Raw genomic sequence first — 20,690 nt, 5'->3', positions numbered from 1 at the left:
TTTAATTGATAAAATAAAAATCTTAGAATATCGGATAACGTTTTATAATGAAAATGTAGAATTTGTCGAACGAAAATCACTGAAGTGCGAAGACGAAAAAAACGTATCAAAACTATTAGCTAAATGGTTATTTCGTAACTAAATATAAAAAAAAACATCTCTTTTGTGTGATATTTCTAAAGCAAAAATCATTTTTAGGCTTATATTTTATATATTAAAGTTTCCTGATATTTTGAAAAAAAATAAATAGGGAGCATAAGTGGTAAATAATTCTGATTTAATTTTAGGGAAAGAAATTGATCCTGAGCCGTTTGCTTAGGTAATAATTTGGTTTTGTCTGAGTATTTGTTGTTTCGATTTGTCCTAATGTGTTTTTTTTAAATCATATTATAGGCCTTTAAAAAATAAATACTTAACTAATTTTGTAAATATTGTAGTCAAAGTAATTTAGTGTGAGTATACCTAAATTCACATCTTTCTACAAGAAACCAAACATTAATCAAAATTAATTACTCTATGTGCGAAAAAGAAAAAACAGTTCAATCAAGACGTCAAAAATCATCAAACAAATTATTATTTTACATTGTTGTTGGCATAGTAGTTATAGCTTGTATAGCATTGATTGTTTTTGCATTTTACATGTACGCCTTAAATTCTGCTTTCGGACATCGCATAGGCTGATATTGTACAGAAAGCAATATAAAGAAGAAGAAGAGGTTTTTCCGGAAAAGAAAGTTAAGTAAAAGGATCTTGATTTTTATATAAAAGATATAGCGATTTAGTTAAGTATAAACTTTTTATGTTTTTGTAAAAATAGTTGATTTAGCCAAGAAATTAAGATATTTAAAGTATTCATCTTCTCATTTAAATGAATGAGAGAAAAGGCGAGATGTTAATTAATAGAAATATGGAAGGAATATCTGCGGCTGAAAATTCAATTGCTAAAATAAAAGAATTGGAAGATCGGATACCTTTTTATAAAGAAAAGATAGAACTTATCGAACGAAAATTGCAAGATTGCGAAGACGAAAAAAAATGTAGTAAAACTGCTAGCAAAATGGCTATGTAGTAATTAAGTAAAAGGAATAACTATTTTTAGTGATATTTCTAAAGCCAAAAATTATTTTTTGGCTTATCTTTTATCTTTTTATATATAAGTTTCCTGATATTCGGAAACCAATAAATAAAAGGAAACTAATAAGAAACGATTAAGCGAAGTCACTAAAAACATGCTTTGTTAGTCAATTATTTATATATTTTTAAAAAATATATAAATAAAGGGTGTAAGGTCAATAATTCCGATTTTATTTTTTGCAAGAAAAATGAATTATAAGCCGTTGCCTGAGACAATAATTTGATTTTGTGACGTTTTTGTTGTTTTGATTTATCCTAATGTGCTTTTTTTAAACCTTATTACAGCCGTGTAAAAAATAAATGCTTAACTATTTTTGTAAAATGTTTTAATCAAACTATTTTATTTGATGTGGCTAGTATTCTATATTAGGACATTAAAATTCCCTAGGAAAATACAATTAAAGAAATTAAATTTAATCAAATTACTCACAACGATGGATGAAAAGGAAAAAGCAGTTAAAGTAGCAAATCAAAAATTTTTGAAAAACATTCTCATTGGCATAATGGTTATATTGTTAATAGGAGGTATTATGTATTTAGGGTTTGTTTTGTTAGTAATATGGGGGACGTCAGGTCGTATAGGATGATGTTTACAATTGTAAATATAATACTTACTACTAATAAAAAGCTAAACTAATGTTAATGAGTTTTGTGATTTTTTTTAATATTTATATTGTTAGTTTTTTGTCTTCTTCCAAGCTATTATCATGCGCTTTGTTCTAATGTGTTTAAATAACAAAACAGCTTGTTTAATTTAAGTATTCTTGGAAAATTTGTGCAGGTGGAACTGTTGAATATTCTGATTCAATAAAATTTTTCTTCAAAAAGGACTATTGGATAAAACAGTTAATAACGCCCCCAAGTGAATCCTATCGAAAAGAAAGTTTTCCTGATAAGTATACTAATTACAAATCATAAATGAATATAGTTAAAATGGTAGTCATAATTTTGTATTTAGTGGGGTTTTTAGTATTGTATTTAATACCTTTAATTACAATTGGACAGGTGATTTGGTTGAAAACAAAAAGGAAAAAATATGTGATAATATATTATATAATTGTGTTAATGATACACCTATATTACTTGTGCTTTTTATTTTTGCTTTATTATTATTGTTATTATTTCCTGTAGATTTCAGCAGAGTTACGATAACCCTTGAAATTGATGATGAAGTAGTAGAGAGTTGAGAAAACTTTAGAACGACGAAAGATTTTTGTATTGTTCTTTTTAAGGATCTAGATATTTACTAAAAATTCCATAGGCTTGAATTGATAAATTTGTAAATCGAAATTAAGTTAATCGGCTAACGCGTAACCTGTCTTTTAACTGTCAATTTTTTACAATTTATAGTTTTGAAATGTTAATACGGCTATGTAATATGGAGGTTAGCTGAGAATTAAGAATGTATCCCGATATTTGTTAATTGGCATTTGATTGCTTCGTTTATTCATGTCAGGTTTAGTGAAAATTTTACTCCCGTATTTTATAATCTTTATTAAGGCAACCTCAGTATTATATATTTTTCTCATATCCTGTGCTTTTTTGGCGGCTTAGAATAAAACGTTCTGATTCCAGATTAAGAGCTATTCATTAACTAATAATTCGGCAATTTCGTTACTGGCTACAATCAAATGCAAATGCGGATTGTAGGTTTGAGTCTTTGGATTAAAGTTACATTCTAAAGACTTAACAGCAACTAATTTTATGCCATTGTCTTTTTGTGTTTTTTGAAAAACCTTGCAATAGTTTTCCATACATAAGTTTTAATCTGTTGGCTTTGCATGATTTATTGGTATGAATGAGGAAAAATAAGGTTCTTCCCATTGTTTTATGATAGTTAAATATGTACTGATGATTTCTGCTTTCCGGTTACTACAACAAAGCGTACAAAATCTATTTTTTGTAATATTTTCTGTATAATTTGCCCTCATTGACATTAATCTGTTCTGACAATGGTACGTATTGCATAAACTATTTTCCTTTTCCTCACTGCCTTTCTGCTTGGTTAATCTATTAAACTCAAAATAATTGCCTGTGTAGTGGTTTTACGCTTTGCACGTGCTTTCAAAATTTTGTTGTTGTTTAAGTCTGAGCTGTTAACTGAGGTAATAATTTGGTTTAGTCTGATATTTATTGTTCTGCTTTGTCCTAATGTATTTTAAACAATACAACAGTTCTGTTTAATTTTGGTAATATTGGAAATTCAAATAGACTTACAAAACGAGAATTCGGAATAATATTTTTCTTACTCTTGACCTAAACTTGGCATTTTTTGAGAATTTCAATATATTACAATTCAATTCTTGAGATTCCAAAACTTTTATCTGCTTCGTAATCAAATTAATTGAATTTTCAAATCTCAGTTTGCTATTACGCTTCCCATGTCTTTCCCTAATAGCTATTTTGTCTTTCTTGATTGTCTTTTTGTTTGCTAGATTTCATACCCAAAACTATAGCTTGTGAAATGGTTTATCGAGTTTTGTTCCCGCTTTGTCCTAATGTTTTTTTTTTATCTACAACAAAAAGAAGAGCTTCAGTTGTAACAAAAAAATATGGTTTATTTAGAAAATGCACGCTATGGAGTTTTATATTAGTGTGTTTTAAAATTCTGTTATACAATGATTTAGTCTTACGATAAAACACCTCTGTTTGTGTAAAATTGTCTTTTATTACCTGTTTTTTTATTTTTAAATCTCTACTATTGTTATTTAAATAAAACTCTTAAAATAGTCATTAAAAATCAACGGAATAAATGAAAAAGATAGTTTTCCTAATAGTATTAGTTCTTTCTCAATTTTCGTGTAATAAAATTTCAAAAGAAAAAGCAATCAATAAATTGGATAATAATACTATTGCAATAAAGAAGGAAACAGTAAAAAATGCAGATTATAGTATAGTAGATGAAAAAAGTGACACTTTAAGTGAAATTTTTAAATCATTTATCCCCATAAATTATAGTGTGCTTAGCATTGAATATGGAGATCTTAATCTTGACAAGTTCGAAGATGCCATTTTAGTTTTACACAAAAATAACGAGGAACTAACCTCAAACATGAGAGATGAAGGCAAACCTGAAAAAAGACCTTTGCTCCTTTTACTGGGACAAAGAAATGGATCTTATAAAATAGCATCTAAGAACAATAATGCTATTTTATGTTTTGACTGCATTGGCATTTATGATTTCGAGGACGCGTTTTCAAAAGTAACTATTAATAATGGAAACTTTAATATAGAAAATGAAATAATAGGTAGTCGTCATTGGGCCCAGACCATAATTTTTAAATTTAATAAAACTAAAAATAATTGGTTTCTTTACAAAACCAAATATGTTAATTACAAACCTATAGATGGAAAGTCAAAAAAAGCAGTTGTAAATTATAAAAGTATAAGAACAGCAAAAGATTTTGGAGAAATTCCAATCGAAAAATTTAATATTAATGATGAGGACGAAAATACTATTACACCGCACAATGTGCATATAAATACAACTATAAATACAAACTTAATATCATTTATTTCTAAAAATCACAGTGTACTAAGTATTACATATGGTGATCTTAATCTTGATGAATTTGGAGATGCAATTATAGTTTTAAGCAAAGATAACGAAGAGGGTACCTCTCATGGTGACATAGATCAACCTGAAAAAAGAACTTTACTTCTTTTATTAGGGCAAAAAAGCGGATCTTACAAACTAGCATATAAAAATGATAATATCATACCTTGCATTGATTACCAGGGTGCTTTTTTTGAAGATATATTTACAGGAATAACAATAAAAAACGGCTACTTATATATAGGCTTAGGAGCTGCCGGAGGTCATCAGCATTGGGAACGAACAATTACGTTCACATATAATAAAACTAAAAAGAGCTGGTTTCTTTACAAATTACATTCGACAAATTACAGACTTAACGACGGTGACAATGATAAATATGATGGTGCCCTTATAGCTAATTATGACGATTTTAAAACTGCAAAAGATTTTGGAATAATTCCGCTCCAAAAATTTAACTTTTATAACAACAGAGGATATTAATTTAGATAATAGTATATCCAGCGTTTTTCATCGTTTCCTTTTTGCTTGTGAGGTTTTTATTGTTTCGATTTGTCTTAAAGTGTTTTTTTTTAACCTTATTACGGTTCTGTTAAAATAAATGTTTAACTATTTTTGGAAAAATTTCATAAGCAAACTATTTCATAGCTGGGAGCTAGTATTAAAGAAATTTTATTTAATCAGATTACTCGCAACTATGGATGAAAAGAAAAAAAATATTAAATTAACAAATCAAATATTAAAAAAAAAACATTTTTATAGGCATAATGGCTATATTTTTATACCAGCTATTATAATTTTTGTTGTTATTGGGGTGCTATCTCCCATAGAACGATGTTTACAAGGTACAATCAATGTAGGTTGGATTATAAGTTTCAGTTAATGGGATTTCATATTACCGGGATTTGATCCGTAATCTGAGACATTAATTTGATTTGGCTAAGTATTTTTATATTTTCCCCCTTTGTTTGAATGTTTTATTCACGTTTTTTTGATTTTTAACAATACTAAATATGTGAAATATGTTTCTTTCGTTAAAAATAAAATATTTGAATCTCAAATATGAATGTGAAAGATTTAAGATGCAATTCTTTAAATATGTATTTATAATCTTGTCAAAAATTAATAGCCATTTTATTTCTGTCTTAAGTTAATTATTGGCTTATTGATTTCAAAGGAGAAAGTTTAGTAGATTTTTTCAATGCATTTAAAATGGACTGAGATTGTATGGAGTATTTGTTATGGACCAGTGTGTGATAAAGATTGGCATGAGGTTGTTTTTAGATGGTTGCCATCATAGTCAGAAGCTATGAAAAATTCAAAGCAATAAATACTTAAGCATTAGGTTATGATAAAATCTAAGATAAAAAATATTTCAGGGTTATGGCTTCTTTCATAAGAATTAAAAGATACTCTTTTATGTAGATCCCTTTTTTTACAGATAAAAATAGATATATTTTATAGATTCGAATAAATAAAATAAAAATGAAGAAATTATTATTAGTGTCAATATTGGCTTTTTTTTTGGTTTTATGCTCTAAAAGCAATCGTCAAATAGAAATTGTAAATCAAGATTTAAAAGCAAGTAGTGTTGCAGACAAAGTTTCTAAAAACGAAGACCAAATAGAAATTGTAAGGCAACATTTAAAAGAACATGTATCAGTTAGAGATTTAAATCAATTTGTTTACGATGTTATGCCAGTCTCTGGTAAATACGCATATCACGTTAAGGTTGGTAACCCTTATAGAATTAAATGCAAATTAAATAGTTTTGAATTAGATTATTATGAAATAAAAGATAAAAATTATTTCAGGGTTCTTGGTTATAGGATAATAGGTAATGATACTGTCTCAAAAAGTATATGTTTTTTAACAGATAAAAATAAAATATACTTTTGTGATCATTCAGTAATTGGCGTTGACCGTGGAAAAAGTTTATCTGCAAGTGATGAACATAAAAATGATACAATACAAATCATCAATACTAAAGTAAAAAATGCAAACGATTATATTATAGTTCATTTGTTAGATAGGAAAGTAACTGCCGATGAGAACTTTCTAGCTGAATCAACGGAAGAAACTTATCGACTTGATTTTTACATTAATAAAGTAAAAGCAGGTTCACAAAAAATTGTTGTGGAAGATTGTGATAACGCTGAATGGATGGCGTATAATGGATTTTTACAGGGAAGTAATACTTTTCACTCATCATTTATTCAAGTTCATTTAAATGTTTTTGGTGAGTTTCATCAACAATACCTATTTCATTTAAATAAAAACAAATTGCAGCTTGTACATCAGTGGTATATATCTGCTAATGATTTCAATGGAGACTGGATAGAATTCTTTAATATGGAAGGTCAAGGATTAGATTCTTTTTACTCTAAAAGAATTAGTTTTCGAAGCGATTTTGAAGATCGAAAGGCAACTGTTGGGTACCTTGATTTAATAAGATTTTCCTTTGAAAAGGATTGTTGGAAAAAACAGTTAATGACTCCTCAAGGGGAAGTATATTGGGCAAAAAATGTTTTAACTGATGATTTTTATGCTGAATATCCTACCTATACACCTGAATATAGATACACAGCCCTGCCCCTTATAGGGATATCCCCAATGATAATCTCATACTAAATTTCCTTTGCCGCCAGTGTAAAATAGATAAAGGTTATGAATAGCTCACAAAGAGAATCCTGTGAATTTAAAAGGATAGCCAAAAATGAGTGAACAATAGTATTTTAATTAAAAAAACAATCCAATTTATAACGAAATCTTAATTAGAAAACAATAAAAAAAAAGTTAAGCTATTTAAAAATTTTAAAAAAAAAGTGGATTAGCAAAAGTATTTTTTGTAATCTATTAAAAAATATAAAAAATATCATTTTTTTTTGCTTTATGCCATTTTAGGGTCGGGGGGTGAGTGAGAACACGAAATAATAAGTTTAGTTATTAGAAAACTGATGTGAATTTTGTAAATGAAGAGGACTCTTTAATAAGGAATTTGAATGTGCAAAATATGTATGTTTGTTTTTTTGATGTCGATTGGAATCTGTATACACCAGAACCCTTTTAGTTGCGATAATTAATGGTGTTAGATCGAATAAAAGCCATTCTGATATTATACCAAGTGTTTTATAATCAATGGCGTTATTTTACAATCTGATAAAAAACAATTGGATAGTTTATCGGTTAGAATTGCACAACGAGTTCAACAAATTGGTGTGATTATAAATGAAACAAAGCCGATAATTACCAATGTGATTGGATATCCTTACAAACAGGAAAACTATAGATATATCAATTATGATTCTGTAAGAGCAATTGAGCTGGCGGAATTAAAAGTTGATCTTAAAGAGATTTCTAATTGATTGGGACTGGAAATAAAAATTAAAGAACAATTTTTTTTATTTATTGTAACAAATTATAAAAGGATTTCCTACTGCATAAGTTTATGCTGCAATCCGACCTTAGCAGTATAGATAGGCTTGAAAAGCCTCGGGTTGATAAAGTGTTGTTGTGGATAATTTGGTAAATCAAACGATTTTAAATTCAAAAATTCTATAGGAATAAGCGAAGAATTGGCGTAATATATTACACACGATCAATATAAACTAAAATTAGATGCATTGCCGTATTATGTAGTTAGGCAGTTGTTTTTAGAGGAAATCATTTTAAAGGGATTATATCAGATTATGATCAATTAAGAAATTATACTGTTAAATTAAAGAAGTCGTCAGACACTAAATATGTTTTGCTGGATGATATTTTATTTGGATAAACTTGTTTACCAAATGGGGATGAAAGCAGGATCAAGAAAATTTCCGAAGAGAAACTAAAGAAATTGATTTCGATTGTTAAAAACAAAATTAAGATTGATAATCAAACCAAAGAAGTGGTAAAAACGGGAGTACAGGTGATTTATTCTTTGAGAAATGAATTAGAAAGTAATATGTTCTTGAATGTTTTGAATGAAAGTTTCGGGCATCTTAAGGAAAAAACATTTTATTCTCATGTTGGGACAATGTTATATCTGATTTTGTGGAGTGGGTAATAGACTAGCTTTAAATGGGATAGGTTCGTAAATTAATAAATGGCGTATTTTGTTCTAATGTGTTATTTTTTAACCGTATTACAGCCCTAAAAAGTAGACAATACTCAATATTTTTGCTTCAAATGGTAATAACTAAAAATTTTAAGCATGCGAAATTTTATGTGGACTTTCTTAATGTTCTTTTATGCGGTATCTTTTTCTTTTTCTCAAACAAAAAGTATCGAAAAAGGAACTTATATTGGTAGAGATGAACGAAGAATTAAATTAAACTTATTGGAAGATAATAAATGTGAGCTTATTATTTCTAGTGTTGGGCACAAATTTATTTATTATATAGGGGAATACATAATTAAAGGGGATTCTTTATCGTTTGTCCAAACTGAAAAGAATAATTATTTTCATCTTACTTTTAAGAATGACAAGACTGCTAAAAAAGTTAAGATTAAATATCAGAATTCTTATTCGGATACTTCATTTTATATAGGAACACAAAATAATTCTGAATCAGTTCACTATCAAAAAATTTCTGATATTATAACCCAAATATATTCTGAAGAAGTACCTATAAAGGTTGGTTTTGAGATTGATCGTACGGATTATTTGTATTTAGTGCATGAAAGTCATCATGCCGAAACTGAAATTTCTAAATACGCTTTGCCAAAAGATGTGTCAGAAGTGACTATTGAATATGAATTTGATGGTTTTGATTTTCGGGACAATTTAAATCTTGGATTTTTTGATAAAAAAACAGGCGAATTAAGAATTTTTGGTCAAGGAAAAGATGTAGTAGTGTTTTTAAATGTAAAAGATGTTCCGCCTTCCGAAATTTTGCAAGTGACAGCAATCGAAAATAAAGCGGTTTCAAACTGGACATATCCGGGAAAAGATAGCTCAATTAACCAGGAAGATTTTGAAGATGTAACTGATACAACTACCTCTAAATTTAATTTTAAATTTAAAATCGAAAATAGTTTAAAAGCTGCTATAGCTGCAACTAAAAGTGCGAAAAATAAATTTTTAGTAGTAGCAATCGATAACAAAAACATTTCGGAGAAAGCTGATTTTGATTCTTTTATTAAAAATCAGGAAATAGAAGTAGGGAATGATATGTACGATGGATACAATTCAGTATATGATTTATATAATTTTTATTTGGCTATACCCGATGACAGAAAATGGTTTAAAAATAGTAAAATTAGCGATAGTCCATGTTTAATTGTTTTAAATAATAATGAAGATATTTTGGCAACTGCAAAATCTAATATAACGCAAAAAAAAAACCAGTTTAATAATGATAATGGCCTCTATAGAAAGTTGCTAAGGATAGATGGATTGCTTGTTTTTGATCAAACATTAAAAAATAAAAAAGCCACTGATGCTGAGGTAGTTTTTGCTTTTAATAAAATGACTACTGTCGATGAACCCGATGAAGATGTATATGGCAAAAGAGCGGGAGATTTTGAGATGGTAGATGTTGTTCTGGATAAAAAAGAAGTTGCTCAAATTTGGGAAAAATTACTTGAAACGCATCAAAAAGACATTCAACCCAATAGAGCTTTGGTAGAAACTATTTTGAAGGAAATTAAGAAAGAAGGGTTTTACAAAATGATTTTTAATGAAAACAGAGTGCTTAATGATACTGATTACTTAGCCATAGATTATTTATTGAAGCATTATGACGCCATAGAAAAAATGAATGCTGAAGATAAAAAAGAAGATACCCCACCTTTATTTCGCAGAGATTTGAGTTCTGAAATCTCGGGTGCTTTATTGAGAGACAGTCTCGATTCAGGAGATGGTGTTATTGCTGCAAAAGCAAACCAGAAGAAAATAAATGCACTTTACAACAAATTGATTATAGCTGGTAAAGGATATTTTGATTGTTATAGAAATTATTTCGAATATTTAAACTCAGAGAGTTATAGCTCAATTGATGATACAGAGTATTTAAATGTATTTAAATCTTATTTCGATAACTATTTGGCAACTTGGAAAGGAAATCCTGAAAAAAGATTAGAAAATATGTTTTTAGCTTTGGATTCTGATTCTGAATATAAATACGAATTAGATTTTTTTAAACAATTCCATATTAGTTTGGCTAATTCGTCAGCATGGTTAGTAGTGAAGAATCCGGAAAATTCACGTTTTATAAAAGATGCTATTCTATGGTCGGAATACAGTTCAGCAGTAACGGAGAATAAAGTATATCATTTTAATACGCTGGCCCAGCTGTATTATATAGATGGAGAAAAGCAGCGTGCGATAACAACCCAAGAATTGGCAGTAAAATTATTAAATGATGATGTAGATAAAAAAACTGCGAATGAAATAAGAGAAACTTTAACAAAAATGCAAAACGGAAGTTATTAGGTATGGAAGCTAAAATAAAATTTGAATATAAAACGCAGATTAAAGTAATGATTTATTCCAAATTAAAAAAATGTATAATACTTTTTCTATTTATTAATACGGCAATATATTCGCAGGTGGTGTATTTTGATGCGACAACGCAGAAAATGGGAATAAAAAACGAGCAAGGATTTGTAGTGTTAAGTCCAAAGTATGATTTTATTTTGTCTATTAACAATGGATTTTCTATGGTGTGTCTAAATAAAAAATGGGGGCTAATTGATATCAAGGGGGTAGAAATTGTTGAATTGAAGTACGATAAAATTTTCAAATTTGATGGTGATATTGCACAGGTATCTCTAAATAAAAAGGTAGGTTATATTGATAGGGCTGGCAGGGAAATTATTCCACTGAAATATGATGAAATTTTCAGGTTTGAAGGTGATATAGCTCAGGTAATTCTAAATAAAAAGGTAGGTTATATTGATAGGACCGGCAGGGAAATTATTCCGCTAAAGTATGATAAAATTTTCGCGTTTGATGGTGATATTGCACAGGTATCTCTAAATAATAAGATGGGTTGTATTGATAGGACCGGCAGGGAAATTATTCCGTTGAAATATGATAAAATTTTCGCGTTTGAAGGTGATATTGCTCAGGTAATTCTAAATAAAAAGGTAGGTTATATTGATAGAGCCGGCAGGGAAATTATTCCGCTAAAGTATGATAAAATTTCCGCGTTCGAAGGTGATACTACTATGGTAATTCTAAATAAAAAGGTAGGTTATATTGATAGGACCGGCAGGGAAATTATTCCGCTAAAGTATGATAAAATTTTCGCGTTTGATGGTGATATTGCTCATGTAATTCTAAATAAAAAGGGAGGTTTTATTGATAGGACCGGCAGGGAAATTATTCCGCTAAAGTATGATGAAATTTTCGCGTTTGATGGTGATATTGCTCAGGTAACTCTAAATAAAAAGATGGGTTGTATTGATAGAGCCGGCAGGGAAATTATTCCGCTAAAGTATGATGAAATTTTCGGGTTTGATGGTGATATTGCTCAGGTAACTCTAAATAAAAAGGTAGGTTATGTTGATAGAGCCGGCAGGGAAATTATTCCGCTAAAGTATGATGAAATTTTCGCGTTTGAAGGTGATATTACTAAGGTAATTCTAAATAAAAAGGTAGGTTATGTTGATAGGACCGGCAGGGAAATTATTCCGCTAAAGTATGATGAAATTTTCGCGTTTGATGGTGATATTGCTCAGGTAACTCTAAATAAAAAGATGGGTTGTATTGATAGAACTGGCAGGGAAATTATTCCGCTAAAGTATGATGAAATTTTCGCGTTTGATGGTGATATTGCTCAGGTAACTCTAAATAAAAAGATGGGTTGTATTGATAGGACCGGCAGGGAAATTATTCCGCTAAAGTATGATGAAATTTTCGGGTTTGATGGTGATATTGCTCAGGTAACTCTAAATAAAAAGGTAGGTTATGTTGATAGAGCCGGCAGGGAAATTATTCCGCTAAAGTATGATGAAATTTTCGCGTTTGAAGGTGATATTACTAAGGTAATTCTAAATAAAAAGGTAGGTTATGTTGATAGGACCGGCAGGGAAATTATTCCGCTAAAGTATGATGAAATTTTCGCGTTTGATGGTGATATTGCTCAGGTAACTCTAAATAAAAAGATGGGTTGTATTGATAGAACTGGCAGGGAAATTATTCCGCTAAAGTATGATGAAATTTTCGCGTTTGAAGGTGATATTGCTAAGGTAATTCTAAATAATAAGATGGGTTATATTGATAGAACCGGCAGGGAAATTATTCCGCTTAAGTATGATATAATTTATGACTTTGATGGTGATATTGCTCATGTAATTCTAAATAAAAAGGGAGGTTATATTGATAGAACCGGCAGGGAAATTATTCCACTAAAATATGATGAAATTTATGCATTTTCAGAGGGTTTTGCACGTGCAAATATTAATAAGAAATGGGGGATGATTGACAGAAAAGGAGAAGTGGCAATTCCTTTTATCTATGATAAAATAACATCATATAATCGAATGGGAATGAACGTCAAGCTTAATGGCGAATCATTTTTAATTAATATAAAGGGAGAACGAATATGATATTTTAAAATTCACGAGTATTTTCAGAAGCTAGTTTTTTAGAATAATATTCTTGATCTAATTACGAGTGATGCAATACAATCCTGAATAATACCTGATGCAGGATGCTTTTGCATTTCAAACAGTTTTTTAAAATGTATAGCTTACATTATTGGAATGGAAAATATAAATGTAATTGGAATTTGTAGGAAGCACTTGTAGAATTTAGATTTAAGGTTTTTGAGATGGTAGATGTTGTTCTGGATAAAAAAGAAGTTGCTCAAATTTGGGAAAAATTACTTGAAACGCACCAAAAAGACATTCAACCCAATAGAGCTTTGGTAGAAACTATTTTGAAGGAAGAAGTTGTGTTTTTGATTTTCAATCTGGAACATCTTTAAAAGAAAACCGGGAGTATTCATACATGCAGATAAAGTATTAACGATTAAACTTATACCTGATTTTGGTTACTCACTTTAAAATTCTGATTTAATAAATTTTCTGCTGTAGAATATCTAGTAGAAGAGATTGTAGTTCTTGTAAATTTTAGAAAGAATCAGAAGGTTCGACCGGAGATGACTATATTTAAATCATTCTGTATATTGGCAGTTTATTTTTTTAATTATATAAATATTTAGGACTGATTTTCACAGATGCGACAGACCCCGAAAAAAATATTATTAATAATGTAGTCATTCACACATTTCATATAGGATTTTATAATTTACTGTTTCTTAGAATACAAAAAAACGTATTGTCTTATTTTAAAGTCTTTATCAATATGCGCATGTATATTTGTTCACGTAACTTTACTGTAGCTTTTAAGGATTGGTAAAAATGAAAGATATTCTAAAAAAAAGTTTACAATTAATGAAAACTATTTCCTAAGAAGCCAAAGTTACAAAATAAAAGATTCGTTTGTTGCGGCTTGGATTAAAGTAATGAACTTTGATCGTTTTGATTTGTTATAATTGTTTATAGTATTTTTAATTCTATACTAAAAAAATATAATTCTAAATAATAAAATTTAGGTGATATAATAGTTCTCTATGGTCGGTTTTGCTGTATTAAAAATAGGTAATAGGCTTGTAAGTTTTTTTTTTTTTAAGTTTTTGCTAGTTGTTTGATTTTAAGCAATGTTCTATTAATTTTTCTGCGTTGCTTCTTTATTATAAAAGAGGCATTTTATTCTGAATACGTGTAATAATATTAAAGGCATGCAGGAAAAAAATAATATCTTGAAAAGATTAGAAAACTACTTTTTTATTAGAATGTAACCTAAGAGTTACATTCTGTATTTATATATTTTCAGAAAGTTATAATAACATTCCGAAAAATCAATTAATTTTTTAAAAACACAAATATATCAACCAATCTCGTATGATAATTAAAATTAAGGCACGAATGAAATTCAAAATATTGCTAATAAGTGGAATATTAATACTTTTTATTTCTTGTAATAAAGATTATAAAAAGCAAAAAGAAAAAATACAGCCTCTGGTACATGTAATGACCAAAGAAGAACAGACAAAACTTACACCTAATGATGTTTTACAACAATTTATTGATGGTAACAAAAGATTTCAAAGTGGCGTTACAACAGTAAGAGATCATAGTGCTCAAGTTCGTAAATCTGCACCGGGACAGTTTCCAAAAGCTTTTATATTGAGTTGTGTAGACAGTCGTGTACCGGTTGAAGATGTTTTCGATCAAGGTTTGGGTGATGTATTTGTAGGCCGTGTTGCTGGAAACTTTGTAAATGAAGACCAGTTAGGGAGTATGGAATTTGCCTGTAAATTAACAGGAGCTAAATTAATTTTAGTGATGGGGCACCAGCATTGTGGTGCGATAAAAGGAGCAATAAATGATGTAAAACTTGGAAATATAACTGCTATGCTGGCTAAAATTAAACCAGCCGTAAAAATGAGTCAGGATTTTCAAGGTGAAAAAAAATCTAAAAATGATGAATTTGTAAAATACGTTGCGGAGAATAATATAAAATATACCATTCAACAAATCAGAGAAAAAAGTACAATTCTAAAAGAAATGGAGGACAAAGGTAAAATAAAAATTGTTGGAGTTTTTTATAATCTTACTAACGGAACCTGTGAGTTTTTAAAATGATCAACAGAAACACGTTGCTTTTTTTGATCAATTTTACTCATTTTTGGTAAATGATGACAGAGGTTACTTATCTCAACACATTCGATTAGATTTGTTTCAAATGGTAAACATTAAATTAGAAACATCAAAAGAAAGGATCAAAAAGATTATTAGCTACAACTTTATAATTTAAGGAAATCAAAAAAAGAATGAAATATTATTTTCACAACTATGCGACCAGTTTAGAATTAGAAACAATTATGCTAAAACTTTTGAAGATTTTAAAGTAAGAATTTTAGTAAAAACAACAGCATTAACATTGGTTCAATATATCAATAAATTCATCTTTGACAGAACTAATAAATAATATTAAAAATCAAACAATTTAATTACACCCAATAAGAGGGTGGATTTAATTTAAATGCCTGCTAATTAGTTACTATTTAAAGTGTAAATTTCTTGAAGGATTTGTTTTTTTACAATGAATCCCTCTACAATACAAGTGAAAAAGTAGAATATACTTTTTCACTTTGGCGTATTGTTACATTATAAAGTTTCAAGATTAAAAATGATATACACAATGTTACATTATCAAATAAATTTGATAATAAAACTCACCTATGTTTATCCATATATAGTTCATGCAAAGTAAGTACGGAAGCGAAAATCAAAGTGTTTTTTGACATGGGAGATAAATATATTGTCAAATTATTAGCTTTATCCCTATAAAAAAACGACCCATCAAATTCCCATTTTTTTTCCTCAGTACCTTTTTTAATCGATTCGTAAGTGGTCTTTGGTTTTCCTGAAGCTACGAACATAATTCCATGTTCTTGGGTGTCTATAAAGTCACTTCCTTCATTATTAAATAATTCGATCATTAACAGTTTTAGATCATTTAGGTCTTCTATTCTTTTCATTTTTTTAATGTATAATTTGGTGTTCGTAAGTCGTTGATAAACCACTAGTATTTAATAAATAATTATGGTAATAGTTTGTGAGGATACCATCATTGTTTTAATACTAAAACTTTGCGTTAAGACACGATTTTATGCGGAAAGATGCTGTACGACTGATTTTTATTAGAATTGCTAGTCTAAATTTTGCATTTCGGCGTATACTAGACTCAGATCTCTTTTTGACAAATGCTTTTAATTGTTCATTAGTCCTGATGGTATAATTTCATCCATTTTTTTTCCAAATATTCTCCTGCATATTTTAAGTTATCAGGATTCATGTCCTTCTTGGTTTGAATTTTATTGTCAAAAACTCCAATCTCATCTTTATAATTTATGTATGGATGAAGACCAATGTCATCCCAAAGATAGCTATACACTAAAGCAAAGTCTTCGCTGTTTATAATCGTCAATAACTATCGAAATAAAATAATTACCAAAATTCCTTTCTTCTTGCTCTTCCATTAAAATTTGCGTACTTTTTCTATAACTACTTTTTTTGTACATCTCTAACATATTAAAGGCTTTAATTCTTTTACTAATCTTCTGTTTACTGTGTTACTTTTTAACAAAGCGCTAAATTATACACTGGTGGAGTTTTATCAATGGGTTTTAAGACATTTATACATAATTAAAAGGTTTATTTGGGAACAAGTCTATTCTAAAAAAAAACATTGAGGGAGATATGCGAAACTTATTTTTTAAATATTTGCAGTATAAGTTATAATGTGTCAAGGAAAACAAAAATTAGCAATGTGAGGTGAAAATTGTGCGAAAATTTCGGATACGGACTATGAGGGTGGGAATTATACTTTTGACAAAGCATTCAAAGAAATCTTGAAATATTACAGAGAATTTGCTAAAAAAAAATGCGGAATAAAAGCATGAACGAACTTTGGGACCTTAACCGTTAGCACATGTTTCCGTATGTTTGCAAATTTAGAGGAATTACCATTTTTTAGTGAGTTTTCATTTAGCCAAAATACCCTTTTCATAAATTGCAAGCATCTAATATAAGATTGGAACAATTTCAAAAGCCTGTTTTTTATTTTAAAAATACACACCAGGATTTATAGCTCAAAAGATTTTTTTACTCTTAATAAATATGCAGTCACGCAACAATTGATTTCTTGCTAAGAAAAAGCATCGAATCTAAAAGAGAAAGTAGAGATTTTTTTTTATTTTTTAGCGGCCAATTGTTATTACAATACAACGGTTTATGTTATTTTACGATAAATGAGACGTTATTGATGGCAAGCTTGAATAATTGAAATTTATGATGAGGATAATTAGATTAAAGATAATAAGAAGTTTTGTAAGTGTAATTTGATAAAGAAATATTAGTTAGACGCGCTTTGCTTGTGAATGATTGGGTATTGTAAAAAGAAGAGATTAGTGCAGCGATATTTAAATGATTAAGATAGCTGAATTAAAAAACATAATAACTTTCTGTGGCAGAAGAATAGATATTATCAAGATTTTATTTCAGATTGTAATGCTTTTGAAATTAGAAGATAAAAATCTAATTTGGAGTTGTAAATTATCAATAAATTCAATACTAAATAAAATAATTACCAATCTTTTGTCTAATAGAAAATTGGTTGTCAATATAAGTAGAATTTGCACTCTAGTAACTAATATTAGAATTTTGGGCTCTGTCTCATTTATAGTGAAATTCTATCTTTGCCTTTTTTTAATTCTTAAAGTCATGAATACGAAGGGCCATTGCTATCTGAAATCTATCATACTGCTAGCAGTATATTTTAAGCTTAAGTTTACATTAAGCTATGGGGATGTTGAAGAGATCATAAAAATGCGAGGAGTTTATGTTGATCATGCCACGATCCAATGTTGGGTTTACAAGTCCACACCTTTCATTGAGTCAGAGATGAAGAAAATAGAAAGGTGAGAGTAGGGGTAAGCTGGAGATTGGATCAAACCTATATAAAAGTAATAAGGTATATGGTGTTATTTATATAGGGCATTAGATAAAATAGGCAATACAGTAGACTTTCTTTTGATCAGAAAAAGAACAGAGAATGAGCGCTCAAACTTTTCTAATTAAGGCAATTAGCAATAATTTTCCGACCAAACGTAGTGAACCTTGATAAAAGCGGTTCTAATAACTGAGTAATCAAAGTCTATAACAAGCGTTCGTTCTCAAAGATTAAAATCCGACAGTGTAAATATCTCAACAATATTGTAGCACAGGATCATCGTTTTGTCAAGTGGCACATCCAAAACGGATTAGGTTTTAAAGCTTTGAATCAGCTGGACGAACATTGAGTGGGATTGAAGTTGTCCACATGCTCGGGAAGAATCAGACGGTTAGACCAGAGGTTTAAATCCTTCTGTAAATTGTCGAGCTAACTTTTACATTACTTAAATTCTTATATTTGATTTTGACAGATGCCACAGAATCTATACATAAAGTTATAGTGTATTATTTATTGCTTGGGATTGTTGGTGTTAATTCCAGCGATTATGTTTGAATTTATTATCTTTCCAATACAGCATCATAAGCATGCCGGTTATTGCACCTCCGAGATTTGCAAAACTGTCAATTCCGGTTGGGCTAAAAATAGAATCTCCAGAAACACCCCAATATAAATCAACCAACAATAATCCTGAGACATAATACTTTACTTTAATTGGAATTGGAATGGACGCTGAAAAAGTTAATTCTTGATTTGGAACCATGCAAGCAAATCCTACCATTAAGCCATAAACAACTCCTGATGAGCCCAAAAAATTTCCTGAATATGCTGCATCTTTAAATGCTTGAAAATCTGTCGGGGTCAATATTTCCCTCCATTTTACATTCATTTTGCCCTCCCATATGGTTTTTAATATTTCATTTTTGGAGAAGCCATTCCTCACTAAGATGTTGATTCCGTTTTCATAATAGTAATAATTCATAGCAATGTATAAGAAAGCAGCTCCTAATCCACAAGAAATATAAAAAAGGATAAACCTTTTACTACCCCAAAAATGTTCTAATGCTGAGCCAAAAAAATACAAAGCCAACATATTGAAAATAATATGCATTATATTTGGTATTGGTGCATGCATGAACATATGAGTGATAATTTGCCAAAAATAAAAATCGCGATTCTCAAAAAAACAAAGCGAAAGAAATTTATAAGCGGGTTCGCCAACAATTGTCGAGCCAATGTAAAACAATGAATTTATTATTAATAACTGTTTTACTGTAGGAGTAATGTTTATCATAATTTTTTATAAATCTAACATGATTATGTAGTTAAGAAAGAAAGAAAAAGTTATGTTCATTTTATAATTAGTTAATTTGTGTTCTATAATTCAAACGCGCTATGCCAAAGTGCTAAAGTTAAAACCATATATCAGAAGTGTTTTTTTTACCATAAAAAGTCTACTAAAAAACAAACTTAATTAAAGTTTTTAAAGAAAATAACGGTTTCAAATATGATGCAATAATAAGTTTTATACATGCAGAAAAAACTTTTTAAAAGACATAAAAACACAGCAATAAGCCTTATTTTATTGATGAAAATTATATGTAGTAAAATCATTCTCTTAGATTTTGATTAACTTCTATGATTAAAATATCTAAAATTTCATTCGAAGAAGGGGTCTAATTTGAACTATGGAAAACTGTTCCAAAATTGTGTAAGTTGAAAAGGTAAGGCTCAACCTTATAGTCCTATCCATCTCAGCAACTGCATTATTTTATAAATTCTGATTGAAGTATTGAGGAAGAAGATTGCGAGTTCTAAAGATCTGGTGTCGTTGATATTTTTAAGAACATTATGTAACCATTTGGATGGATTGATATGGTTCTTTTTGCACGTGGCTAAAAAAAGAATAATATATGGCAATATTCTTTGCAGCTTTGCATGAACCTGCAAAAAGACAATTTTTCTTTCATAGAACCAAGGGGCAAATGGCATTTTCAACACATTGTTGACGATATACAGATTTCCGTCTTTAGATACCCTGTTTGGGTGTCCCAATGTTTCTGCCTACTTCGTTTTAAACAGGATATGATTTGTCCAGTTTCAAAGCATGTCATTACTGGTTAGACTGTTTTGAGAAGTCGCTTTTCTTTGAATTTATATAGCTTTTGAATACACGACATTATGTGTGAAGAATTGACTTTGTTATAACCCAGTACTTTTTCAAAATAGCAGGTGGCATGTGTCTTGCAAGCTACTTGCGTGATGTTTTCTTTGAGTGCAAATTATGGATACGCTCGGTAGTCATAGGTTTGAAGATAGCCTTCAAAACTGTTTAGTATTTCCAATGGGCCTTCGTTGCCGCGTTCTTTTTGGTAATAAAAATACACATTTTTTGATATGGATGCGTGATACGCTCACATAAATCCGGTATTTATTGCGCTTTTTTATCCGTATCCTGTAATTTATATTGGCAACTCGTGCAACTGA

14 protein-coding genes and 1 pseudogene are annotated in these 20,690 nt (G+C 29.2%); 10 read left to right on the top strand and 5 right to left on the bottom strand.

The window, feature by feature from the left end; all coding sequences use genetic code 11:
• Positions 1 to 907 precede the first annotated feature (907 nt).
• Positions 908 to 1,069, top strand: a complete 162-nt coding sequence (locus CLU81_RS02430; protein ID WP_158235301.1) for a hypothetical protein — start codon at positions 908 to 910, stop codon at positions 1,067 to 1,069.
• 1,648 nt (positions 1,070 to 2,717) lie between these two features.
• On the opposite strand, the gene CLU81_RS26715 is transcribed toward CLU81_RS02430, so the two are convergent.
• The gene (locus tag CLU81_RS26715) at positions 2,718 to 2,888 is read right to left on the bottom strand and encodes a hypothetical protein (RefSeq protein ID WP_158235300.1); all 171 of its coding nucleotides are present in this window, start codon (positions 2,886 to 2,888) and stop codon (positions 2,718 to 2,720) included.
• Positions 2,889 to 3,886: 998 nt separating this feature from the next.
• On the opposite strand from CLU81_RS26715, the gene CLU81_RS02420 reads away from it, so the two are divergent.
• The 8 genes and pseudogenes from CLU81_RS02420 to CLU81_RS27050 form a co-directional block, all read left to right on the top strand.
• Positions 3,887 to 5,173 carry a hypothetical protein gene (locus tag CLU81_RS02420; RefSeq protein WP_099708368.1) on the top strand — a complete coding sequence of 429 codons (1,287 nt, stop codon included), beginning with the start codon at positions 3,887 to 3,889 and terminating at the stop codon, positions 5,171 to 5,173.
• Positions 5,174 to 6,175: 1,002 nt separating this feature from the next.
• Entirely contained in the window at positions 6,176 to 7,321 is a 1,146-nt protein-coding gene (locus CLU81_RS02410) for a hypothetical protein (protein ID WP_099708366.1), read from the top strand.
• A 539-nt stretch (positions 7,322 to 7,860) separates the two neighbouring features.
• Entirely contained in the window at positions 7,861 to 8,055 is a 195-nt protein-coding gene (locus CLU81_RS02405; RefSeq protein WP_099708365.1) for a hypothetical protein, read from the top strand.
• An 830-nt stretch (positions 8,056 to 8,885) separates the two neighbouring features.
• Positions 8,886 to 11,108, top strand: a complete 2,223-nt coding sequence (locus CLU81_RS02400) for a hypothetical protein (RefSeq protein WP_099708364.1) — start codon at positions 8,886 to 8,888, stop codon at positions 11,106 to 11,108.
• A 2-nt stretch (positions 11,109 to 11,110) separates the two neighbouring features.
• On the top strand, positions 11,111 to 13,228 hold the full coding sequence (locus CLU81_RS02395) for a WG repeat-containing protein (protein WP_099708363.1): 2,118 nt from the start codon (positions 11,111 to 11,113) through the stop codon (positions 13,226 to 13,228).
• Between the two features lie 224 nt (positions 13,229 to 13,452).
• Positions 13,453 to 13,608: a hypothetical protein gene (locus CLU81_RS26710; protein ID WP_158235299.1), complete on the top strand. Its 156-nt coding sequence runs from the start codon at positions 13,453 to 13,455 to the stop codon at positions 13,606 to 13,608.
• A 1,003-nt stretch (positions 13,609 to 14,611) separates the two neighbouring features.
• Positions 14,612 to 15,331: a carbonic anhydrase family protein gene (locus CLU81_RS02390; protein ID WP_099712645.1), complete on the top strand. Its 720-nt coding sequence runs from the start codon at positions 14,612 to 14,614 to the stop codon at positions 15,329 to 15,331.
• Between the two features lie 55 nt (positions 15,332 to 15,386).
• A pseudogene (locus CLU81_RS27050) lies at positions 15,387 to 15,699 on the top strand (transposase); the annotation flags it as partial.
• A gap of 225 nt (positions 15,700 to 15,924) precedes the next feature.
• On the opposite strand, the gene CLU81_RS02380 reads toward CLU81_RS27050, so the two are convergent.
• Together CLU81_RS02380 and CLU81_RS02375 are read right to left on the bottom strand one after the other, a co-directional pair.
• Positions 15,925 to 16,230: a hypothetical protein gene (locus tag CLU81_RS02380; RefSeq protein WP_099708362.1), complete on the bottom strand. Its 306-nt coding sequence runs from the start codon at positions 16,228 to 16,230 to the stop codon at positions 15,925 to 15,927.
• 242 nt (positions 16,231 to 16,472) lie between these two features.
• The gene (locus tag CLU81_RS02375; protein WP_099708361.1) at positions 16,473 to 16,679 is read right to left on the bottom strand and encodes a hypothetical protein; all 207 of its coding nucleotides are present in this window, start codon (positions 16,677 to 16,679) and stop codon (positions 16,473 to 16,475) included.
• A 1,547-nt stretch (positions 16,680 to 18,226) separates the two neighbouring features.
• On the opposite strand from CLU81_RS02375, the gene CLU81_RS27295 reads away from it, so the two are divergent.
• Complete coding sequence (locus tag CLU81_RS27295) at positions 18,227 to 18,331, top strand: DDE-type integrase/transposase/recombinase (protein ID WP_369804812.1); 105 nt, start codon at positions 18,227 to 18,229, stop codon at positions 18,329 to 18,331.
• A 404-nt stretch (positions 18,332 to 18,735) separates the two neighbouring features.
• Here CLU81_RS27295 and CLU81_RS02365 read toward each other — a convergent pair whose 3' ends face one another.
• Both CLU81_RS02365 and CLU81_RS27290 read right to left on the bottom strand, forming a co-directional pair.
• A complete protein-coding gene (locus tag CLU81_RS02365) occupies positions 18,736 to 19,497 on the bottom strand; it encodes a rhomboid family intramembrane serine protease (protein WP_099708360.1) in 762 nt (253 codons plus the stop codon).
• 988 nt (positions 19,498 to 20,485) lie between these two features.
• On the bottom strand, positions 20,486 to 20,590 hold the full coding sequence (locus CLU81_RS27290) for a hypothetical protein (RefSeq protein ID WP_158235298.1): 105 nt from the start codon (positions 20,588 to 20,590) through the stop codon (positions 20,486 to 20,488).
• Positions 20,591 to 20,690: the final 100 nt, after the last annotated feature.

The sequence above is a fragment of the Flavobacterium sp. 9 genome, assembly GCF_002754195.1.
In the GTDB taxonomy this organism is placed as follows: domain Bacteria; phylum Bacteroidota; class Bacteroidia; order Flavobacteriales; family Flavobacteriaceae; genus Flavobacterium.
This window is presented reverse-complemented; position numbering and strand designations above follow the sequence as displayed.

Excerpts from the sequence above, each read along its gene's own strand:
- CLU81_RS02395 (WP_099708363.1), top strand. The coding sequence starts at position 11,111 with ATGGAAGCTAAAATAAAATTTGAATATAAAACGCAGATTAAAGTAATG.
- CLU81_RS02400 (WP_099708364.1), top strand. The coding sequence starts at position 8,886 with ATGCGAAATTTTATGTGGACTTTCTTAATGTTCTTTTATGCGGTATCT.
- CLU81_RS02365 (WP_099708360.1), bottom strand. The coding sequence starts at position 19,497 with ATGATAAACATTACTCCTACAGTAAAACAGTTATTAATAATAAATTCA.
- CLU81_RS02380 (WP_099708362.1), bottom strand. The coding sequence starts at position 16,230 with ATGAAAAGAATAGAAGACCTAAATGATCTAAAACTGTTAATGATCGAA.
- CLU81_RS02420 (WP_099708368.1), top strand. The coding sequence starts at position 3,887 with ATGAAAAAGATAGTTTTCCTAATAGTATTAGTTCTTTCTCAATTTTCG.
- CLU81_RS02430 (WP_158235301.1), top strand. The coding sequence starts at position 908 with ATGGAAGGAATATCTGCGGCTGAAAATTCAATTGCTAAAATAAAAGAA.
- CLU81_RS26715 (WP_158235300.1), bottom strand. The coding sequence starts at position 2,888 with ATGGAAAACTATTGCAAGGTTTTTCAAAAAACACAAAAAGACAATGGC.
- CLU81_RS02410 (WP_099708366.1), top strand. The coding sequence starts at position 6,176 with ATGAAGAAATTATTATTAGTGTCAATATTGGCTTTTTTTTTGGTTTTA.
- CLU81_RS26710 (WP_158235299.1), top strand. The coding sequence starts at position 13,453 with ATGGTAGATGTTGTTCTGGATAAAAAAGAAGTTGCTCAAATTTGGGAA.
- CLU81_RS02390 (WP_099712645.1), top strand. The coding sequence starts at position 14,612 with ATGAAATTCAAAATATTGCTAATAAGTGGAATATTAATACTTTTTATT.